This window comes from Vibrio sp. D54 (assembly GCF_021728075.1).
In the GTDB taxonomy this organism is placed as follows: domain Bacteria; phylum Pseudomonadota; class Gammaproteobacteria; order Enterobacterales; family Vibrionaceae; genus Vibrio; species Vibrio alginolyticus.
Window position 1 is genome coordinate 1 of sequence record NZ_JAKKCS010000007.1, and the last position, 19,125, is coordinate 19,125.

A 19,125-nucleotide genomic window follows, 5' to 3' on the forward strand; every position below is an offset into this window, starting at 1 on the left:
TGAGCGTGTAAATGGGATACTCAAAATGGAGCTCTTGCTGAAGAAACCGAAAGATCTGAAAGAAGCAAGGACGATGGTAGCAGAGTCCGTAGATATCTATAATCAAATGAGGCCTCATACGGCTTTAAAATACAAAACGCCCGATGAAGTACATCGAGCGTTTTAGTTAAAAAGTGTCAACCCATATCAGGACGGGTCATATCTTCATTGTATTGCTCACTTTGTTTCAATATTTCCTATCTTTTGTCTGGTGATATTCTTCACAATAAAAGTTTTTTGCCCAATATATAAACAATTATTTGTTAGACTTGATTTGTCATAAATGTTAAATGATGTGTAAATATCTAGCATAAGATGCTAGTAAATGGTTTAAACTCAGATTAATCGAAAGTTTCGCCTGTTAAATGTCGTTTCTGGTCTTTATTTGGCTGGTGAATACTTTGGGGTTAGAGTTTACTGCTAGATATGTGTGGTTTAGTCAGCATTATTGGTTTTTTTGCTACATTTTTATGGCAAATTACTTCAATGATTGCTAATGTGTGCCGCAGTCTTTGTAAGGTTTTAGACTTTTGTGCTCAGAAAGTGCACTAAAAAAATCTAAAACTCTGACCGTTCCAGGCCCTTACAAAGAAGTCATGGATGCTAACGAAAAAATTTGGAGTTTTACGCATGTATAAGAATAAAATCACGCGCGCTTTATTTATTGGTGCTGGTCTTTCTCTCGCTCTAGCTGGTTGTGGTGAAAAGCCTGCGGAGAAACAAGCTGCTGAGCCTGCTCCGGCTCCAGCCCCTGAAGCTAAATCTGATTCTAAAGAGCCAAAACTTGCTGCTGTTCAAGAATTGGTGCGTGGTAACGGTACAGAAGTTGCGACAATAGACCCTCATAAATCTCAAGGTGTTCCAGAATCCCACGTGATTCGCGATCTTCTTGAAGGCCTTGTAAACCAAGATGCGGACGGTAACACTATCCCTGGTGTTGCAGAATCTTGGGAAACTGAAGACAACAAAACATACACTTTCCACTTACGTGAAGACGCAAAATGGTCAAACGGTGATCCTGTCACTGCAGGTGATTTCGTTTACAGCTTCCAACGTGCAGTCGATCCAGCAACCGCCTCTCCATATGCTTGGTACATGGAATACACCAAGATGAAGAACGCAAAAGACATTGTTGCGGGTAAAAAAGATAAGAGCGAGTTAGGTGTTAAAGCGGTTGACGATCACACGTTAGTGGTTGAGTTAGATACTGCAGTACCATATTTTGTAATGATGATGGGCCACACGACAGTGAAACCTGTTCATCAAGCAACTGTTGAAAAGTTCGGCGATCAATGGACGAAGCCAGAGAACTTTGTAGGTAACGGTGCTTATGTTGTTGACAACTGGGTTGTAAACGAGCGTTTGGTTCTAAAACGTAACGAACAGTACTGGGACAACGAAAACACGACGCTTGACCAAGTTACTTTCCTACCAATCGAGAACCAAGTAGCGGAAATGAACCGCTTCCTAGCGGGTGAAATCGACTTCACGAACGAGCTGCCTACAGAGCACTTCAAGCGTCTGAAGAAAGAGCACCCACAAGAAGTGTCTGTAACCGGTAACTTATGTACTTACTACTACATCTTCAATACGAAGAAAAAGCCGTTTGATGATGTTCGCGTGCGTAAAGCGATTTCTTATGCGATTGACCGTAACATTGTGACTGATGCGATTTTAGGTCAAGGTCAAAAGCCAGCTTACTTCCTAACACCTGAAATTACGGCAGGTTTCAACCCAGAAATCCCTGCATACGGCAAAATGACGCAAGAAGAGCGTAACGCAGAAGCTGCGCGTCTATTGGAAGAAGCGGGTTACGGCGCAGACAACCCTCTTGAATTTAACCTTCTATACAATACATCAGAGAACCACAAGAAACTTGCGGTTGCACTGGGTTCAATGTGGAAGAAGACGCTTGGTCTAGACGTTACGCTAGAAAACCAAGAGTGGAAAACTTACCTATCTACCAAAGATTCTGGCAACTTTGAGGTTGCTCGTGCAGGTTGGTGTGGCGACTACAACGAAGCTTCATCTTTCCTAACGCTGATGATGAGTAATAACACTACTGGTGGTATTCACTACGACAGCAAAGAGTACGATGCGATCATGAACAAAGCATTTGCTTCAACTTCTGACGAAGAGCGCCAAGCACTTTACCTAGAAGCAGAGAAGTTGATGGCAAAAGATATGCCAATCGCACCTATCTACCAGTACGTGAAATCACGTCTACTATCACCGAAAGTTGGTGGCTTCCCAGTAAATAACGCGGAAGACAAGATTTACTCTAAAGATCTCTACATCACAGAGTAATTCGTAACTCGATAGAACTATAAAAATGAGGCCCTACATGTGAGAAATTGCATGTAGCGCCTATCTTTAGTCCAAAAGAATTGGACGACTTCTTTAATTTAACTGTCACAGACTGAAAGAGTGAGTTTATGCTTAAATTCATCGCAAAAAGGATATTTGAGGCGATCCCAACAATGTTGGTTTTGATCACCGTATCTTTCTTTCTTATGCGCTTTGCACCGGGAAACCCTTTCTCGACAGAGCGTCCATTGCCACCCGAAGTAATGGCAAATATCGAAGCTAAATATGGCTTGGATAAACCTGTATTTGAACAATACACCACGTATTTGACCAATGTTATCCAAGGTGATTTCGGACCGTCATTTAAATACCTTGATTACTCAGTAAACGAGCTGATCGCGGTTGCCTTACCTGTTTCGGCTAAAGTGGGCTTCATCGCCTTTATCTTTACTTTGATAATGGGGGTTACCGTCGGTACCATTGCTGCGCTCAAGCAAAATACTTGGATTGATTACACCATTATGTCAACTGCGATGCTTGGTGTCGTAATGCCATCCTTTGTATTAGCGCCTGCGCTTATCTACATATTCTCGCTTCACTGGAATATCTTCCCTGCGGGCGGTTGGCAAGATGGTAGCTGGCAGTATTTAGTGCTTCCTGTTATTGGTATGTCGTTACTGTATGTTGCTACCTTTGCTCGTATCACGCGTGGTTCGATGATCGAAACCCTAAACAGTAACTTTATTCGTACGGCACGTGCTAAAGGTCTAAGTTACCGTTATATCATTATCAAACACGCTCTTAAGCCGGCACTTCTCCCTGTTGTTTCTTACATGGGTCCAGCTTTCGTAGGTATCATCACCGGTTCCGTTGTTATCGAAACCATTTTTGGTCTGCCTGGTATTGGTAAACTATTCGTTAACGCTGCGTTTAACCGTGACTACTCGCTAGTAATGGGGGTAACCATTCTGATTGGTTTCCTATTCATTCTATTCAACGCGATTGTAGATATTTTACTTGCAATGATTGACCCGAAAATTCGCTACTAACAGGGACGTTTGGTTATGTTAACGAAAAAAGAAAACCTAGAAGCGATTGAGAAATTCTCCGAAAACTTGGAGATTGAAGGTCGCAGTCTTTGGCAAGATGCTCGTATCCGTTTCATGCGCAACAAAGCGGCGATGGTGAGCTTATTCCTTCTTGTTCTAATGACGTTGGCGGTTATTATCCTGCCAATGATCGCACCGTACACATTTGATGATACTGACTGGTACGCGATGCACGTTGCACCGAATGCTGACCATTGGTTTGGTACTGACAGCTTAGGCCGTGATTTATACGTGCGTACGCTAATTGGAGGTCGTATTTCGTTGATGGTAGGTGTTATGGGTGCATTTGTAGCGGTACTGATTGGTACGCTCTACGGCGCAGCATCTGGTTTCATCGGCGGTAAAGTTGACCGCGTAATGATGCGTATTCTAGAAATTTTATACGCGGTACCGTTTATGTTCCTGGTGATTGTACTGGTAACATTCTTCGGTCGTAACATCATGCTGATCTTCGTTGCGATTGGTGCTATCGCATGGCTAGATATGGCGCGTATCGTACGTGGTCAGACTCTTAGTCTACGTAGCAAGGAGTTTATCGAAGCGGCACATGTGTGTGGTGTAAGCAACTGGAAAATCATTACTCGTCATATCGTACCGAACGTACTGGGTATTGTAGCGGTATACTCTACGCTGCTTATCCCAAGTATGATTCTAACGGAATCATTCCTATCATTCCTTGGTCTTGGTGTTCAGGAACCAATGACAAGTTGGGGCGCTCTTCTACAAGAAGGTGCACAGACAATGGAAGTAGCAATCTGGCAGCTGGCATTCCCAGCAGTGTTCATGGTTGTGACGCTATTCTGCTTCAACTACGTTGGTGACGGCCTGCGCGATGCGCTGGATCCAAAAGACAGATAATTAAAAGATAAGATTAAGGAAGCAATGATGAGCTTATTAGATGTCAAAGATCTGCGCGTCGAATTCACCACGCAAGATGGTATCGTAACCGCAGTAAACGATTTGAACTTCTCTCTCAACCAAGGCGAAACCTTAGGTATCGTTGGAGAGTCGGGATCAGGTAAATCTCAAACCGTATTCGCAATCATGGGCCTTTTGGCTAAGAATGGTATTATTTCTGGTAGCGCAAAGTTTGAAGGCAAAGAAATCCTAAACTTACCAGAAAAAGAACTGAACAAAGTGCGTGCGGAACAGATCGCAATGATCTTCCAAGACCCAATGACATCACTGAACCCTTACATGAAAGTGAGTGATCAGTTGATGGAAGTGCTTATGCTGCACAAAGGCATGGGCAAAGCGGAAGCATTTGAAGAATCAGTACGCATGCTGGAAGCGGTAAAAATCCCTGAAGCGCGTAAGCGTATCACGATGTACCCGCATGAGTTTTCAGGCGGTATGCGTCAGCGTGTAATGATCGCGATGGCGTTGTTATGTCGTCCTAAACTGCTTATAGCCGATGAGCCAACAACAGCACTTGATGTGACGGTACAAGCACAGATCATGGACTTGTTGAATGAGCTGAAATCTGAGTTCAACACAGCGATCATCATGATCACTCACGACCTTGGTGTGGTTGCAGGTTCGTGTGACAAGGTGCTGGTGATGTATGCAGGCCGTACTATGGAGTACGGTAACGTAAACGAAATTTTCTATAATCCAAGCCATCCTTATGCGGAGGGTCTGCTGAAGGCGATTCCTCGCCTCGATACTGAGGGGGAAATTCTGCCGACCATTCCTGGTAATCCACCAAACTTGCTTCGTCTACCGCCGGGCTGCCCTTATCAAGAGCGCTGTCACCGTGTGATGGATCGTTGTAAGCGCGAGGCGCCAATTCTGACACCATTTGGTGATGGTCGTCAGCGTGCATGTTTTTCTGAATGGGAGGCTTGGAACAAATGAACGCAGTAGACAAAAAACTAATTCTGGACATTTCTGAGCTGAAAGTTCACTTCAGCATTGCCTCAAAGTCGGCATGGCCGTGGTCAAAGCCTTCGAGCCTGAAAGCGGTAGATGGCGTGAATGTTCGACTATACGAAGGGGAAACGCTTGGTGTAGTAGGTGAATCAGGTTGTGGTAAATCGACGTTTGCTCGTGCCATCATTGGTCTGGTTGAAGCTACTGACGGCCAAGTAGTTTGGTTGGGTCAAGACCTTACTAAAATGAAAAGCGTTCAGCGCCGTGAGACGCGTAAAGAAATTCAGATGATTTTCCAAGACCCATTGGCATCGCTGAATCCGCGTATGACTGTTGGTGATATCATTGCTGAACCTCTTGAGACATTCTATCCAGAACTGTCTAAGCAGGAAGTGAAAGATCGCGTTAAAGAGATGATGGCGAAAGTTGGCCTATTACCTAACGTGATTAACCGTTACCCACACGAGTTCTCGGGTGGTCAGTGTCAGCGTATCGGGATTGCGCGTGCGCTTATCCTTAAGCCTAAGATGATCATTTGTGATGAGCCTGTATCGGCGCTTGATGTATCTATTCAAGCTCAGGTGGTTAACCTGCTTAAAGAGATTCAAAAAGAGTTAGGGCTTTCTCTGGTATTCATTGCGCATGACTTGTCTGTCGTTAAACACATTTCAGATCGCGTTTTAGTTATGTATTTAGGTAATGCCGTTGAGCTTGGCGAGGCCGAGGCTCTGTTTGCTGATCCTAAGCACCCATATACGCGTGCGCTGATGTCTGCGGTTCCGATCCCGGACCCGGATATTGAGCGCAATAAGAAAATCCAAATGCTAGAGGGTGATCTTCCCTCACCTATCAACCCACCGTCGGGTTGTGTATTCCGCACTCGTTGCCCACAAGCAACCGAAGAGTGTGCGAAGACGAAGCCAACCATTTTAGGTAATGACGTTCACGCGGTATCTTGTTTACACGTTAGTGTATAAATTCAGCCTGTGACGGGCTTAAGCGCGACACCTTCATCGGGTCGCGCTTTTTTTATGTGTCTGATTTATACATTCGAATTTCTTGAACATGATGTCCTAAGTTCGATGATTCTCTGTTTGATAGGAAACGCTAATATAGACACAAACAGAACGAGAGGAGAGCAATCATGGGTAAGTTGGTTGAAGGTGTTTGGCAAGATGTCTGGTATGACACAAAATCAAATGGTGGCAAATTTGTGCGCGAAGATGCCGGATTCCGTAACTGGGTTAAAAACGATCCTGATGCGGAGTTTACACCAGAGTCCGGTCGATACCATTTGTATGTCTCTCTTGCTTGTCCTTGGGCACATCGAACCCTCATTTTCCGCAAGCTGAAAGGTTTAGAACCACATATTGATGTCACGGTCGTTTGCCCTGATATGCTCAGCCAAGGTTGGCAAATGGGGCTTCCTGAGCCATTGTTTGGTCACACGCGCATGTATCAAATTTACACGCAGGCCAAACCCGATTACACGGGCCGCGTAACCGTGCCTGTACTTTGGGATAAAAAGACCAATACTATTGTGTCGAACGAGTCGTCAGAGATCATTCGTATGTTTAACTCGGAGTTCAATGCGTTAACAGGGAATCACGACGACTACTATCCAGAACATCTAAAACACGTTATTGATGAGTGGAACGATTTTGTTTATCCGAATGTCAACAACGGAGTGTATCGTTGTGGCTTCGCGACTACGCAAGAGGCGTATGAAGAAGCGTTTGATTCTTTGTTTAATGCGTTAGATAAAATTGATGCTCACCTAGCGACGCATCGTTACTTAGCAGGGAACACAATTACTGAGGCGGATTGGCGTTTGTTTACGACTCTTATTCGTTTTGATGCGGTGTATGTGGGGCATTTCAAGTGTAACAAGCAGCGCATCGCAGACTACGAAAATATACAAGGCTACTTAAAAGAGTTGTATCAAGTTGAAGGCGTCGAAGATACGACGGATTTCTATCACATTAAACGCCACTACTACTTCAGCCACACTGGGATTAATCCGACGCAAGTTGTACCAAAAGGGCCTGATTTAGACCTAAATACTCCTCATGGAAGAGAAAGGATTGGCTAGTTTGCTGCTTCCATCGCAAATGAAAAAGTACTTAACGGTTAGCAATGCCGTTAAGTACTTTTGTGTCATCTAAATACCTGGAGTAGGAAGTTTACTTTTTCATTCATCGCCACCTTACTTAGCGCGTACGATGTCCATCACTAGCTTTCCGTCCACTTTTACAGGACCGTCCTCTTTAGCGCCGAGCGTATACTCAAACACACCAGTCTTCATGCCACCTTGCTCTCCGTGGACCATTAACATCAGCATATCGCCTGATTCTACTGGTTCCATCAAAATTGCATTTACGTTTTCATTCTTTCCCATTTTTAACGGAGCGTAGCCGATAACAGGACCAGGCTTCATTGATTCGTCTGTTCGGTGGACAACCATCCACCCATTGTCATCAGCATGAGCCATTTCAGCGGTCACCGTTCCTCCGGACATATCTTGATCGACGCCTTTAATACTCGGGGCGGAAAAGCTGAATGAAGAAAAACTAATCAGAAACGCAGCTAAACCAAACTTTATCAGTGATGTATTGATGAAATCCTTCATATATATTCCTTAGCAGTCAATGAGTTTGTGCATTGCAGTAGTTTTTACGTATTTCCTAGCAAAAAAGTTTAGCTAAAACGTAAATAATGTCGATAAATTGAACAGGGACCGTGCTGCTTTGGAGCCAATGCATTTTTGGGAGTGGGTCAATCGGTGTAATAATGTAGTGGTCAACTAAAATTGGCCACGGTTTTAGAGTTTTCCCAATATAATCGCTCTGACTCATTGGGAGTTAGACCACCGTTATACTGATGTGGCCTGAGTTGGCAGTAATATCCAATGATGTAGCGAGTAATCTCTTGTTGAGCCTCAGCAAAGCTACGATAACCCACCGTTGGCACCCATTCCGTCTTCAGACTTCTAAAGAAGCGCTCCATTGGTGCATTATCCCAGCAATTTCCTCTGCGAGATAAACTCTGTTTTATTTGAAAACGCCACAGCAATTGACGGTATTTACGGCTAGTATAATGACTGCCTTGATCGCTATGAAACATAACACCTTTAGGCTTACCACGAGACTCATAGGCCATCGAAAGAGCTTTGCCTGTTAGCCTAGAGTCAGGTGATAAAGACATCGACCAACCAATCACTTTGCGGGCAAAAAGATCGATAACAACCGCTAAGTACATCCACCGATTACCTGTCCAAATATACGTAACATCGCTAGCCCAGACTTCATTTGGAGCGGTAACAGCAAACTGACGACCTAAGTAATTCGGAATTTCAATATGTTCTTGTGAAGCCTTTCTGTAACGATGCTTTGGTTCTTGGCAACTCACTAAACCAAGAGTTTTCATAAGCTTTGTTGCTCGGTATCGGCTCAGCTTTACGCCCTGATTTGCGACTATATCTGCTATGGTTCTCGCTCCTGCTGAGCCATTGCTTGCGGTGTGAGCCTCGCTAACCAAGCTACGAAGTTTTACTGCTTCAGCATTGATTGCCGTTGGGCGTTTAAGCCAATAGTTATAACTACTTCGATGAACATTGAAGACTTCGCATAATGTTTTTACGCTGTAGCTCTGATTGAGTTTCTTGATTATCAAGAATTGTTCAGTGAGTCCGACATCAACAGAGCCGTGGCTTTTTTTAGTATTTCATTATGTTCTTCAAGGCGAGCCAGTTTCTTTTTTAATTCCCGAATTTCTATTTGCTCAGGGGTCATAGGTGAAGCTTTCGGTGTTTTCCCTTGGCGTTCTTCTCTAAGCTGGCGAACCCATTTATCCATTGTGGACTTGCCCACATTCATTGCTTGGGCTGCTTCAGTCACTGAATAGTTTTGGTCTAGGACTAACTGCGCCGCTTCTAACTTAAATTCTGCGCTAAATAGTCGTCTTGTACGTTTTTTCATAGTGTCACCTGTTAACTTATGAGGTGATGATATCACCTCTAACTAAGTGACCAAATTCACTATGCCACTACATAACAAGCACGAGCAATGTCGATTAGGTATGGGGGGGCGATAGGGAGAAAAGCTTTGTGCACCAGTAATTATAGGTTGTGCAGTAATTGGTATAAAAAACAAATAAGTGTTCTGGCCAGCAATAGAAAAAGCCCTCGACGAATCGAGGGCTTTGTATCTATATCCAACTAGATGTCAGAAGCGATTATTTAGCTTCTTGGTCTGCTTGGATAGCTGTTAGAGCGATGGTGTACACGATGTCGTCTACTAGCGCGCCACGAGACAAGTCGTTTACAGGCTTACGCATACCTTGCAGCATTGGACCGATAGATACTAGGTCAGCTGAACGTTGTACCGCTTTGTAAGTTGTGTTACCCGTGTTTAGGTCTGGGAATACAAATACTGTCGCTTTACCTGCAACTGGAGAGTTTGGTGCTTTAGAAGCAGCAACGTTTTCCATAATAGCAGCGTCGTACTGTAGAGGACCGTCAATGATAAGATCAGGACGTTTCTCTTGAGCCAGTTTTGTTGCTTCACGTACTTTATCAACGTCTGCACCCTTACCAGATTCACCTGTAGAGTAAGAGATCATTGCAACGCGTGGTTCGATACCGAATGCTGCTGCAGAGTCAGCAGATTGGATAGCGATTTCAGCAAGCTGTTCAGCAGTTGGATCTGGGTTGATTGCACAGTCACCGTAAACCAGTACTTGATCAGGCAGAAGCATGAAGAATACTGAAGATACGATAGACGCATTTGGTGCCGTCTTGATGATTTGGAACGGAGGAACGATAGTGTTCGCCGTAGTGTGAACAGCACCAGAAACTAGGCCGTCAACTTCGTCGTTCTCAAGCATCATTGTGCCTAGGAATACTGAATCTTGTAGCTTCTCACGAGCCACAACTTCAGTCATGCCTTTCGCACCGCGCAACTCAACTAGGCGAGCAACGTAGTTTTCACGAACAGCATCTGCATCAATGATGGTTACACCAGTACCTAGCTCAACGCCTTGTTGAGCCGCTACGCGACGGATTTCATCTGGGTTACCTAGAAGTACACAGTCTGCAATGCCGCGTTCAGCACAGATTGCCGCTGCTTTAACTGTGCGTGGTTCGTCACCTTCTGGAAGAACGATACGCTTACCTGCTTTACGAGCAAGTTCAGTTAGCTGGTAACGGAACGCTGGTGGGCTTAGACGACGAGACTTCTGAGTGCCTTCAGTCATAGACTCGATCCAGTTACCGTCGATGTGGCCAGCAACGTGTTCGTTGATGAACTCGATACGCTCTTTATCGTCTGCAGGTACTTCGATGCTGAAGCTCTGTAGGTTTAGAGACGTTTGCCAAGTGTTACCTTGTGCTTTGAAGATAGGTAGACCAGTGTCGAATGCTGGTTTACATAGGCCTTCGATTTCGCTAGGGATATCGTAACCGCCAGTTAGCAGTACTGCACCAATATCCACACCGTTCATTGCAGCAAGAGAAGCAGCAACGATAACATCAGGACGGTCTGCAGAAGTAACAAGTAGAGAACCCGGTTTGAAGTGCTCAATCATGTTTGGCAGAGAACGTGCACAGAAAGTGATGCTCTTGATGCGACGAGTGTTGATGTCACCTTCGTTGATGATATCTGCTTTCAGGTGCTTAGCCATGTCGATTGCGCGAGTCGCAATCAGATCAATGCTCCATGGCACACAACCTAGTACACGAATTGGAGAAGTGTTGAAAATTTCCATCACTTTCAATTCGTTTTGTTTTGCGCTGTCTGCATCGTCAAAGATTTCAGATAGGTCAGGGCGAGTACGGCCAGCTTCGTCAACAGGAGCGTTTAGCTTGTTGATGATAACACCAGAGATGTTTTTGTTTTTAGTGCCGCCGAAGTTAGAACATGCTACTTCGATACGCTCTTTCAGTTGCGCAGGGTTATCAGTACCTGGAGTCGCAACTAGCACGATTTCTGCACCAAGTGTTGCCGCGATTTCCGCGTTTACTTGGTTTGCAAATGGGTGCTTACGAGTAGGTACAAGACCTTCGATTAGCGTAACGTCTGCGTCTTTGTTGATTTGGTTGTAACGTTCAACAACGGTTTCTAGCAGCTCGTCCATGTTGTCGTTACCGATTAGGCTTTCAGCAACAGACATCGCCATTGGTTCACCGATCTTCATATCGCTGTTACGACCAACGATAGTTGAAGTCAGATCTGGCTGATCACCACCTGAACGTGGCTGACAGATTGGCTTGTAGAAAGAAACTTTAACGCCTTTACGCTCCATAGCGCGAAGAACACCCATGCTAACGCTTGTTAGGCCAACGCCTGCGCTAGTAGGGATAAGCATAATAGTACGAGACATTCGTAGAGTACCTTTAGCTATTTGGGGGATAAAAGCTCAACTCTTATTCCATGAAGCTCGAAGAATAGGAGTTGAGCCCCTAAGAAATTCGTTTGAATGAAAATCTGGCTAGCCGAGTGGCTAGCCAGGAATTCAATTAAAGACCTGTCAGGCGAGCAGTGTCTTCAGCGATGACTAGCTCTTCGTTAGTAGAGATAACCATTGCAGGGATACGGCTGTTTTCAGTCGTGATAACGCCTTCGCCGCCGAAGCGAGCTTTAAGGTTAGCTTCGCTATCTACTTCGATACCGAAGATGCCAAGACGGTTTAGAACCATTTCACGGATAGGGCCAGAGTTCTCGCCGATACCGCCAGTGAAAGTGATTGCGTCTAGACGGCCTTCCATTGAAGCCGTGTAGCCAGCAACGTATTTAGCTAGACGGTGGCAGAACACGTCCATTGCGCGTGTTGCTTCTTCTTTTTGACCGTAGTTGTCTTCAACGAAACGACAGTCAGAAGTCACTTCAGTTAGACCTTGAAGACCAGACTCTTTAGTTAGCATCGTGTTGATTTGATCAACAGAGTAACCTAGAGCGTCGTGTAGGTGGAAGACGATAGCAGGGTCGATGTCGCCACAGCGAGTACCCATTACCAGACCTTCAAGTGGAGTAAGACCCATAGAAGTGTCTACAGATTGACCGTTCTTGATCGCACATACAGATGCGCCGTTACCTAGGTGACAGTTGATGATGTTTACTTCTTCAACTGGTTTGTTTAGTAGGCCTGCAACTTCACGAGTGATGAACAAGTGAGAAGTACCGTGCATGCCGTAACGACGGATACCGTGTTCTTTGTATAGGTTGTATGGAAGAGCGTATAGGTAAGACTCTTCAGGCATAGTTTGGTGGAACGCAGTGTCAAATACAGCAACGTTTTTCAGCTCTGGGAAGTTTTTCTTAGCCGCTTCGATACCGATGATGTGAGCAGGGTTATGAAGAGGTGCAAATGTTGCAGCGTCTTGAATACCTTTTAGAACTTCATCAGTAATTAGTGCAGATTGAGTGAACTGCTCGCCGCCGTGAACGATACGGTGACCGATTGCGCCTAGGTTAGCTTTAAGCTCTGGCTTAGAAGCAAGAATAGTTTCTACCATAAACGCTAGTGCTTCTTCGTGAGCTGCACCATTGCCTAGTTGAGCTTCGTGCTTGCCATCAAGTTTCCACTTGATGCGAGCTTCAGGAAGGTGAAGACACTCAGCAAGACCTGACAAGTGCTCGTCGCCGTTCTCGGCATCAACAACGGCAAATTTAAGAGAAGAACTACCGCAGTTTAAAACTAAAACTAGCTTAGACATGTATGACTACCTGTTATTCGTCTGATAAAAAATCAGTTAAAGAATGAAAAATTAATCACAAGAATAGCCGATACCCAGAAGGCTGCGTACTAATCCTGGTCAAAAATTGTTCTAATTCCATATAAAGAAATAGTGATGAACCCTTCCATCACTATGATGCGATCCGTGCAGATAGATATCTCGGAGTTGCTTAAATTGTAAATAACAGCAACAATGAGATTGAGGGTCTGCAAAGGATAGCGATAATAAGCAATGATAACAAAAAAAATTTGAAAGAATATTAACTTTCATCAATTTTTTGTACCTTCAGTTGAAATGTTCAACTATTTTTTAGTGAGAGAGCGGTATGAGTAATAAAGTCGGATTGATCCATAGCCTGAAAGATGGCCAGAATTACATGGAGATCTGGCCGGTTCGTAAAGAGCTAAGCGCCATATTTCCGGAACAGCGTATCATTAAGGCGACTCGCTTTGGCATTAAAGTCATGCCGGCCGTTGCTGCGATCAGCGTACTCACTCAAATGGCATTCAACAATTACCACGCGTTACCTCAATCCATTGTTGTCGCCTTGTTTGCGATTAGCTTGCCACTTCAAGGCATTTGGTGGCTTGGTGCTCGATCCAACACGAAATTGCCGCCTTCTTTGGCCTCTTGGTATCGGGAGTTGCATCAAAAAATTTTGGAAACAGGTTTTGCATTAGAGCCTGTCAAAGCTTGCCCTCGTTACAAAGAGCTTGCGATAATACTGAACCGAGCGTTTCGCCAGCTCGATAAATCGTCATTAGAGCGTTGGTTCTAATTTAAATTGTTTAAAATGGAGTGTGCACTGGCCGCTCCATTTTTGATCCTGCCTCTATTACCTACTTTGACGGTCGTTGATGAAGCGAGCGAAGCTTTGTTTACCAAAGATTCTTTCCGGATGAAGAAGTCCCCCCGATCACAAATGTTGCTTTAGTGTTAAATCTTTCTTTTCTTTACTAAGACTTAGTAGTAATAATAAAAACAAGATGCGCAAGAAGTGCACAGTTATACGAACACAACAATACCGCCTTCAAACATTTGAATTCACGAGTCGATACACATATTGAAAGCTCGTGAAACAAGGACGAAGTCACATCAAGGAGTTATGATGAAAACGAAACGTTTATTAGCCACCGCCGTTCTATCTGCTACTGCTATTTTCTCTTCTACCAATGTACTGGCCGCCACTGCAACTGTCGCAGTTTCACAGATTGTCGAACACCCGGCGTTAGACGCGACGCGCCAAGGATTACTTGATGGTTTGAAAGCGAAAGGCTACGAAGAAGGCAAAAATCTAGAATTTGATTATAAGACCGCACAGGGTAATCCAGCGATTGCGGTGCAAATTGCCCGTCAGTACGTCGGCGAAAATCCTGATGTGTTAGTTGGCATCGCGACACCTTCGGCACAAGCTTTGGTGTCGGCTACTCGCTCTATTCCTGTTGTCTTTACTGCGGTAACAGATCCGGTTGGTGCGAAATTGGTTAAGTCGATGGAACAACCAGGCAAAAACGTAACTGGCCTGTCTGATCTTTCACCCGTTGCTCAGCATGTCGATCTCATCCAAGAAATTCTTCCTCAGGTGAAAAGCATCGGGGTTGTATTTAATCCCGGTGAAGCTAATGCCGTGACTTTAGTTGAATTACTAAAAGAAAGCGCAAAAGCAAAAGGCATACAAGTGGTTGAAGCGACCGCACTAAAAAGTGCTGATGTTCAGTCTGCGACTCAAGCGATTGCAGCGAAATCAGACATTCTTTACGCCCCAACAGACAATACAGTTGCAAGTGCGATTGAAGGGATGATTGTGGCAGCGAATCAAGCGAAGAAACCTGTATTTGGTGGCGCGACGTCGTATGTGGAAAAGGGTGCAATTGCAGGCTTAGGTTTTGACTACTACCAGGTTGGTGTACAAACCGCGGATTACGTGGCGGCGATTCTTGATGGTCAAGAACCAGGCAAGCTGGATGTAAAAGTCGCGACGGGCTCTGACCTTGTAATTAATGAAAGCGCAGCATCTAAGCTCGGTATCAAGCTGCCAAGTTCTGTGATTGAACGTGCGGCAAGCATGCAATAAGTAACGCTTTTTGGGGTTAAGCCTGTCACGTTGGTTGATAGAGGCTTGCCCCAAAACTGATACTCTCCAGATTTCTCGTGTAGAGCATTCTGCTAGAGAAGAAGGGGAGTATACGTTAGAAGTCTTAAGTTCAGGTTGGTATTAGCCAGCCTGAGCATGCAGAAAGGAGCAGTTATGTCTGCATTTGCTTTTTTTGGTGCACTCGAAATTGGCTTGATTTATGGCCTAGTCGCTCTGGGTGTGTATCTTACGTTCCGTGTTCTCGATTTCCCCGATTTGAGTGTGGATGGCAGCTTTCCAATGGGAGCGGCGGTGGCTGCAACGGCGATTGTCGCAGGTATTAATCCTTGGCTTGCGACAATAATGGCGATGATAGCTGGTAGTATGACGGGGTGGGTAACCGCTTTTCTGGCTGTTCGGTGTGGTATTTTACACCTGTTAGCTTCAATTCTTACCATGATCGCTGCATTTTCAATTAATATTCGTATTATGGGCAAACCTAATATGGCGTTGCTTGGAGAGGATACTATTCTCACTCCGTTTGAAGCATTGGGCGATGCGATGTTTATTCGCCCTCTGGTTGTTGGGGTCTTAGTTCTTCTGTCCGCTTTCTTGGTCATTCGCCTGCTGAACAGCGACTTTGGTCTTGGTTTACGAGCCACGGGTGTGAATGCGCGTATGGTTTCTGCGCAAGGGGCGAGCACTGGCTTTTATACCTACTTTGGCTTGGCTTTATCCAACGGGTTTGTGGGATTCGCAGGCGCGTTGTTTGCGCAAACGAACAGCTTTGCGGATGTGACCTCTGGCGTGGGCACGATTGTCGTTGGTTTGGCAGCTGTGATTTTGGGGCAGACCCTTATTCCCGGGCGCAAGATTTGGGTTGCGGTGTTTGCGGTCATCATCGGTTCGGTACTTTATCGCCTTGCAGTGGCTTTCGCTTTGAGTTCTGGCATGTTTGGTTTACAAGCTTCAGACCTCAACCTTGTTACCGCAGTATTGGTGGCTGTGGCGCTTATTGCTCCAAAGCTAAAACAGAGCATGAGAGCGAAACAACGCGTTACTGATGCTAAACAAGCGGCATCAAAAAATGGTTCTGGGGAGGCATTATGATCGAACTAAATAATATTCAGGTCACGTTCAACCCTGGGACGATTTTGGAAAATCGTGCATTGAAAGGCGTCTCTTTAGAGGTTCCAGAGCATCAATTTCTTACCGTGATTGGTTCTAATGGCGCAGGAAAATCGACGTTGCTTGGTGCGGTGACAGGTGAGACGCCGATGATAGGTGGTCAGGTGATCATTGATGGCAAAGACGTCACCAAGCAGACGGTAGCCCAACGTGCGACGCAATGTGCCCGAGTGTTTCAAGATCCATTGGCCGGGACTTGTGGTGAACTGACGATAGAAGAGAACATGGCTCTAGCGCACATGCGTGGTAAAAAACGCAGCTGGGGGTTGGCGCTCTCTACTAAACGTCGCAAGCTGTTCCAAGAGAGAATTAGCATCCTCGGTCTTGGTTTAGAAGACCGCTTGGGCGATAGCATTGGGTTGCTGTCTGGTGGGCAACGACAAGCCGTTAGCCTTGTGATGGCGACGTTATCGGAGAGTAAGTTGTTATTGCTTGATGAACACACTGCTGCGCTTGATCCTCGTATGGCGGCGTTTGTTATCGACTTAACTAAACGTATTGTCGATGAGTTCGACTTAACCGTGATGATGGTGACGCATTCGATGAAAGACGCATTAGCATGTGGCGATAGGACCGTAATGCTTCACCAAGGTGAAATTGTGCTTGATGTGGCTGGAGAGCAGCGCGCTAACATGCAAGTACCAGACTTGCTGGATATGTTCTCTAAAGTGCGTGGTGAGGAGCTGGCAGATGACAGTCTTTTGTTGAACTAAGCGGTATCCGACAAGTCACTACGCCTACTAAGTGTGATCCTCCTTAAGAAAATTGGCTGATATGTCAACTCGCAAGGAGGATTTCTTGTCTCTAATTCTTCAATAACATAGTGGCATACCCGATGACGAGGAGTGCCCATAATGAACCTGCCATTTATTTTTCATAGTCAAACTATTGATGGTTTAGCTTTTAATGACGAGCAAGTTACAGTCAGACTGAAAACCGAGACATTGGATTTTGATTCCGTCTATGTGCGTATTGAGCCGGACAATGAAGAATATCTGGTCGGCATGGCTCAAGTAGGAACGGCTGGTGAATTATTACTATGGGAGGCATCGTTTCGACCAAATCAAGATCGAGATGTCACACATTATGTGTTTAAGCTCCTCAAAGACGGACAACAATACTGGCTCGATGGACGAGGCGTACAAAAGCGTATTCCACCCAAAGAGTTCCACTTTAAGTTGAATGTAAACCATCAACCACCAAGCTGGGTGCAAGAGCAAGTTTTCTATCAAATCTTTCCTGACCGTTTTTCTGCTAGTAAAAATGAGTCCGATATTCGCCACGCTTATGCTCAGTATGATTCTGCATCGATCGTCAAGCCGTGGGGAGACGCGGTAGGCTCTCACCAAAATACCGGGGCGCGTGAATTCTTTGGCGGCGACCTCAAAGGTGTGGAGCAAAAGTTGGACTATCTTGAACAGCTCGGCGTTACTGCGCTTTATTTTAATCCGATCTTTTCTTCACCAAGTAATCATAAATACGACACCACCGATTACTTCACTGTTGACCCTATGTTCGGCACCAACGATCAGTTTGCTGAACTGTGTGAGAAAATCCGTGGTAAGAATATGAAGATTGTCTTAGACGCGGTGTTTAACCACACGTCAGTGCATCATCCTTGGTTTGATATCCAACAAAAAGGAGAAGGAGCATATGGCAATCCGCAGTCAAAGTTCCGTGATTACTACTTTTTCGAAGGCGAAACCAATCACTACATTGGTTGGAAAGGCATTGGTAACTTACCGGTTCTGAACTTCGAAAATGAACAGGTGCGCGACTACATCTACCAAAGTGAAGAGTCTGTCATCAAGTACTGGCTGAAGCCACCGTACTTGGTTGATGGCTGGCGGTTTGATGTAATTCATATGCTTGGCGAAGGGGACGGCGCGAAAAACAATGCTCATTATGTGGCAGCGTTTCGTAATGCGACTAAGTCAGTAAAACCGAATGCTTATGTGTTAGGTGAGCACTTTTTTGAAGCAACGCAGTGGTTGCAAGGTGATCAAGAGGATGGGGCGATGAACTACTACGGTTTTGCTCATCCAGTCCGAGCTTTTATCGCACGACAAGACATTATGTACGATCCAATCAACATTGATGGTTTGGAGTTTAAAGCATGGTTGGACGAAGCCAGAGCAAAAATCCCATTTTCTAATCAGCTATCGCAGCTAAATCAACTCGATAGTCACGATACTGCTCGGTTTATCACATTGGTTGATGGTGATAAGCGTAAAATGAAAATCGCGCTAGCAATGCTTATGACTTACGTTGGCACGCCTTGTATTTACTACGGGAGTGAAGTCGGTCTAGAAGGAGGTCTAGACCCGGATAATCGTCGCTGTTTTCCTTGGAATGAAATCGAAAGTTCACAATGGCTATCGCTTTACCAACAATGGATCAAGATACGTAAACAATGTAAGCCTTTACAGTCGGGCTGTATTCAATGGCTTCATTGCACTAACAACCAGTTGGCGTACGCACGTGTACTGGGTCGCGAAGCAGTCGTTGTTATGATTAATCTCAGTGGTAATGAATGTTCAATCGATTTACCTATGTGGCAACTGGGCTTGGAGGTTAGCCAAGTTATATCGTTGTTAGATGACACAGAACAGGTTGATTATAAAGGTCATATCTCTGTCAATATGTCGGCACAGAGCTGCAAATTATGGCGACTAAAGTGACACCACACTCTATATTGATTAAACTCCTTTAATATATAAACGGTCTCAAGCAGCGCGCACACATTTGTTTGGTCTCTTGTTATCTGGTGCTGCATTGCATGCGTCACCAGATAACGAGTATCA

The 19,125-nt window shown here is 45.0% G+C and carries 16 protein-coding genes; 12 read left to right on the forward strand and 4 right to left on the reverse strand.

Annotated features, from left to right (window positions below; all coding sequences use genetic code 11):
- From L3V37_RS11235 to L3V37_RS11265, 7 genes are all read left to right on the forward strand, one after another.
- Positions 1 to 166: integrase core domain-containing protein (locus tag L3V37_RS11235; RefSeq protein WP_237306404.1), on the forward strand; the 166-nt coding region annotated here is incomplete at its 5' end.
- Positions 167 to 669: 503 nt separating this feature from the next.
- Positions 670 to 2,346 (forward strand): ABC transporter substrate-binding protein, encoded by a 1,677-nt coding sequence (locus L3V37_RS11240; RefSeq protein ID WP_017633862.1) that lies wholly within the window; start codon positions 670 to 672, stop codon positions 2,344 to 2,346.
- A gap of 128 nt (positions 2,347 to 2,474) precedes the next feature.
- On the forward strand, positions 2,475 to 3,395 hold the full coding sequence (oppB, locus tag L3V37_RS11245) for an oligopeptide ABC transporter permease OppB (protein WP_005380786.1): 921 nt from the start codon (positions 2,475 to 2,477) through the stop codon (positions 3,393 to 3,395).
- A gap of 15 nt (positions 3,396 to 3,410) precedes the next feature.
- Positions 3,411 to 4,313, forward strand: a complete 903-nt coding sequence (oppC, locus tag L3V37_RS11250; RefSeq protein ID WP_017633861.1) for an oligopeptide ABC transporter permease OppC — start codon at positions 3,411 to 3,413, stop codon at positions 4,311 to 4,313.
- A gap of 27 nt (positions 4,314 to 4,340) precedes the next feature.
- Positions 4,341 to 5,312, forward strand: a complete 972-nt coding sequence (locus L3V37_RS11255) for an ABC transporter ATP-binding protein (protein ID WP_005380792.1) — start codon at positions 4,341 to 4,343, stop codon at positions 5,310 to 5,312.
- Positions 5,291 to 6,304, forward strand: coding sequence for a murein tripeptide/oligopeptide ABC transporter ATP binding protein OppF (oppF, locus tag L3V37_RS11260; protein WP_005387265.1), 1,014 nt, complete (start codon positions 5,291 to 5,293; stop codon positions 6,302 to 6,304). Before L3V37_RS11255 ends, oppF begins: the two co-directional genes overlap by 22 nt.
- A 167-nt stretch (positions 6,305 to 6,471) precedes the next feature.
- Complete coding sequence (locus L3V37_RS11265) at positions 6,472 to 7,419, forward strand: glutathione S-transferase family protein (protein ID WP_042523110.1); 948 nt, start codon at positions 6,472 to 6,474, stop codon at positions 7,417 to 7,419.
- A gap of 114 nt (positions 7,420 to 7,533) precedes the next feature.
- Here the strand turns inward: L3V37_RS11265 and L3V37_RS11270 are convergent, their stop codons facing one another.
- The 4 genes from L3V37_RS11270 to L3V37_RS11285 all read right to left on the reverse strand — a co-directional run bounded on the left by L3V37_RS11270 (position 7,534) and on the right by L3V37_RS11285 (position 13,038).
- Positions 7,534 to 7,956: a hypothetical protein gene (locus tag L3V37_RS11270; protein ID WP_130545882.1), complete on the reverse strand. Its 423-nt coding sequence runs from the start codon at positions 7,954 to 7,956 to the stop codon at positions 7,534 to 7,536.
- Positions 7,957 to 8,126: 170 nt separating this feature from the next.
- A protein-coding gene (locus tag L3V37_RS11275) for an IS3 family transposase (protein ID WP_237306333.1) occupies positions 8,127 to 9,304 on the reverse strand; the annotation gives its coding sequence in 2 pieces (ribosomal slippage) (positions 8,127 to 9,046 and positions 9,046 to 9,304; 1,179 coding nt in all).
- A 256-nt stretch (positions 9,305 to 9,560) separates the two neighbouring features.
- Positions 9,561 to 11,705, reverse strand: coding sequence for a phosphate acetyltransferase (gene pta / locus L3V37_RS11280; RefSeq protein WP_005380805.1), 2,145 nt, complete (start codon positions 11,703 to 11,705; stop codon positions 9,561 to 9,563).
- A gap of 136 nt (positions 11,706 to 11,841) precedes the next feature.
- Positions 11,842 to 13,038: an acetate kinase gene (locus L3V37_RS11285; protein ID WP_005380807.1), complete on the reverse strand. Its 1,197-nt coding sequence runs from the start codon at positions 13,036 to 13,038 to the stop codon at positions 11,842 to 11,844.
- A 346-nt stretch (positions 13,039 to 13,384) separates the two neighbouring features.
- Here L3V37_RS11285 and yfbV point away from each other — a divergent pair, with 346 nt between their 5' ends.
- From yfbV to malZ, 5 genes are all read left to right on the forward strand, one after another.
- Complete coding sequence (gene yfbV, locus L3V37_RS11290) at positions 13,385 to 13,837, forward strand: terminus macrodomain insulation protein YfbV (protein ID WP_237306334.1); 453 nt, start codon at positions 13,385 to 13,387, stop codon at positions 13,835 to 13,837.
- 330 nt (positions 13,838 to 14,167) lie between these two features.
- The gene (locus tag L3V37_RS11295; protein ID WP_237306335.1) at positions 14,168 to 15,133 is read left to right on the forward strand and encodes an ABC transporter substrate-binding protein; all 966 of its coding nucleotides are present in this window, start codon (positions 14,168 to 14,170) and stop codon (positions 15,131 to 15,133) included.
- 174 nt (positions 15,134 to 15,307) lie between these two features.
- A complete protein-coding gene (locus L3V37_RS11300; protein ID WP_237306336.1) occupies positions 15,308 to 16,243 on the forward strand; it encodes an ABC transporter permease in 936 nt (311 codons plus the stop codon).
- A complete protein-coding gene (locus tag L3V37_RS11305) occupies positions 16,240 to 17,034 on the forward strand; it encodes an ABC transporter ATP-binding protein (RefSeq protein WP_005387275.1) in 795 nt (264 codons plus the stop codon). Before L3V37_RS11300 ends, L3V37_RS11305 begins: the two co-directional genes overlap by 4 nt.
- Before the next feature lie 141 nt (positions 17,035 to 17,175).
- A complete protein-coding gene (gene malZ, locus L3V37_RS11310) occupies positions 17,176 to 19,002 on the forward strand; it encodes a maltodextrin glucosidase (protein ID WP_237306337.1) in 1,827 nt (608 codons plus the stop codon).
- Positions 19,003 to 19,125: the final 123 nt, after the last annotated feature.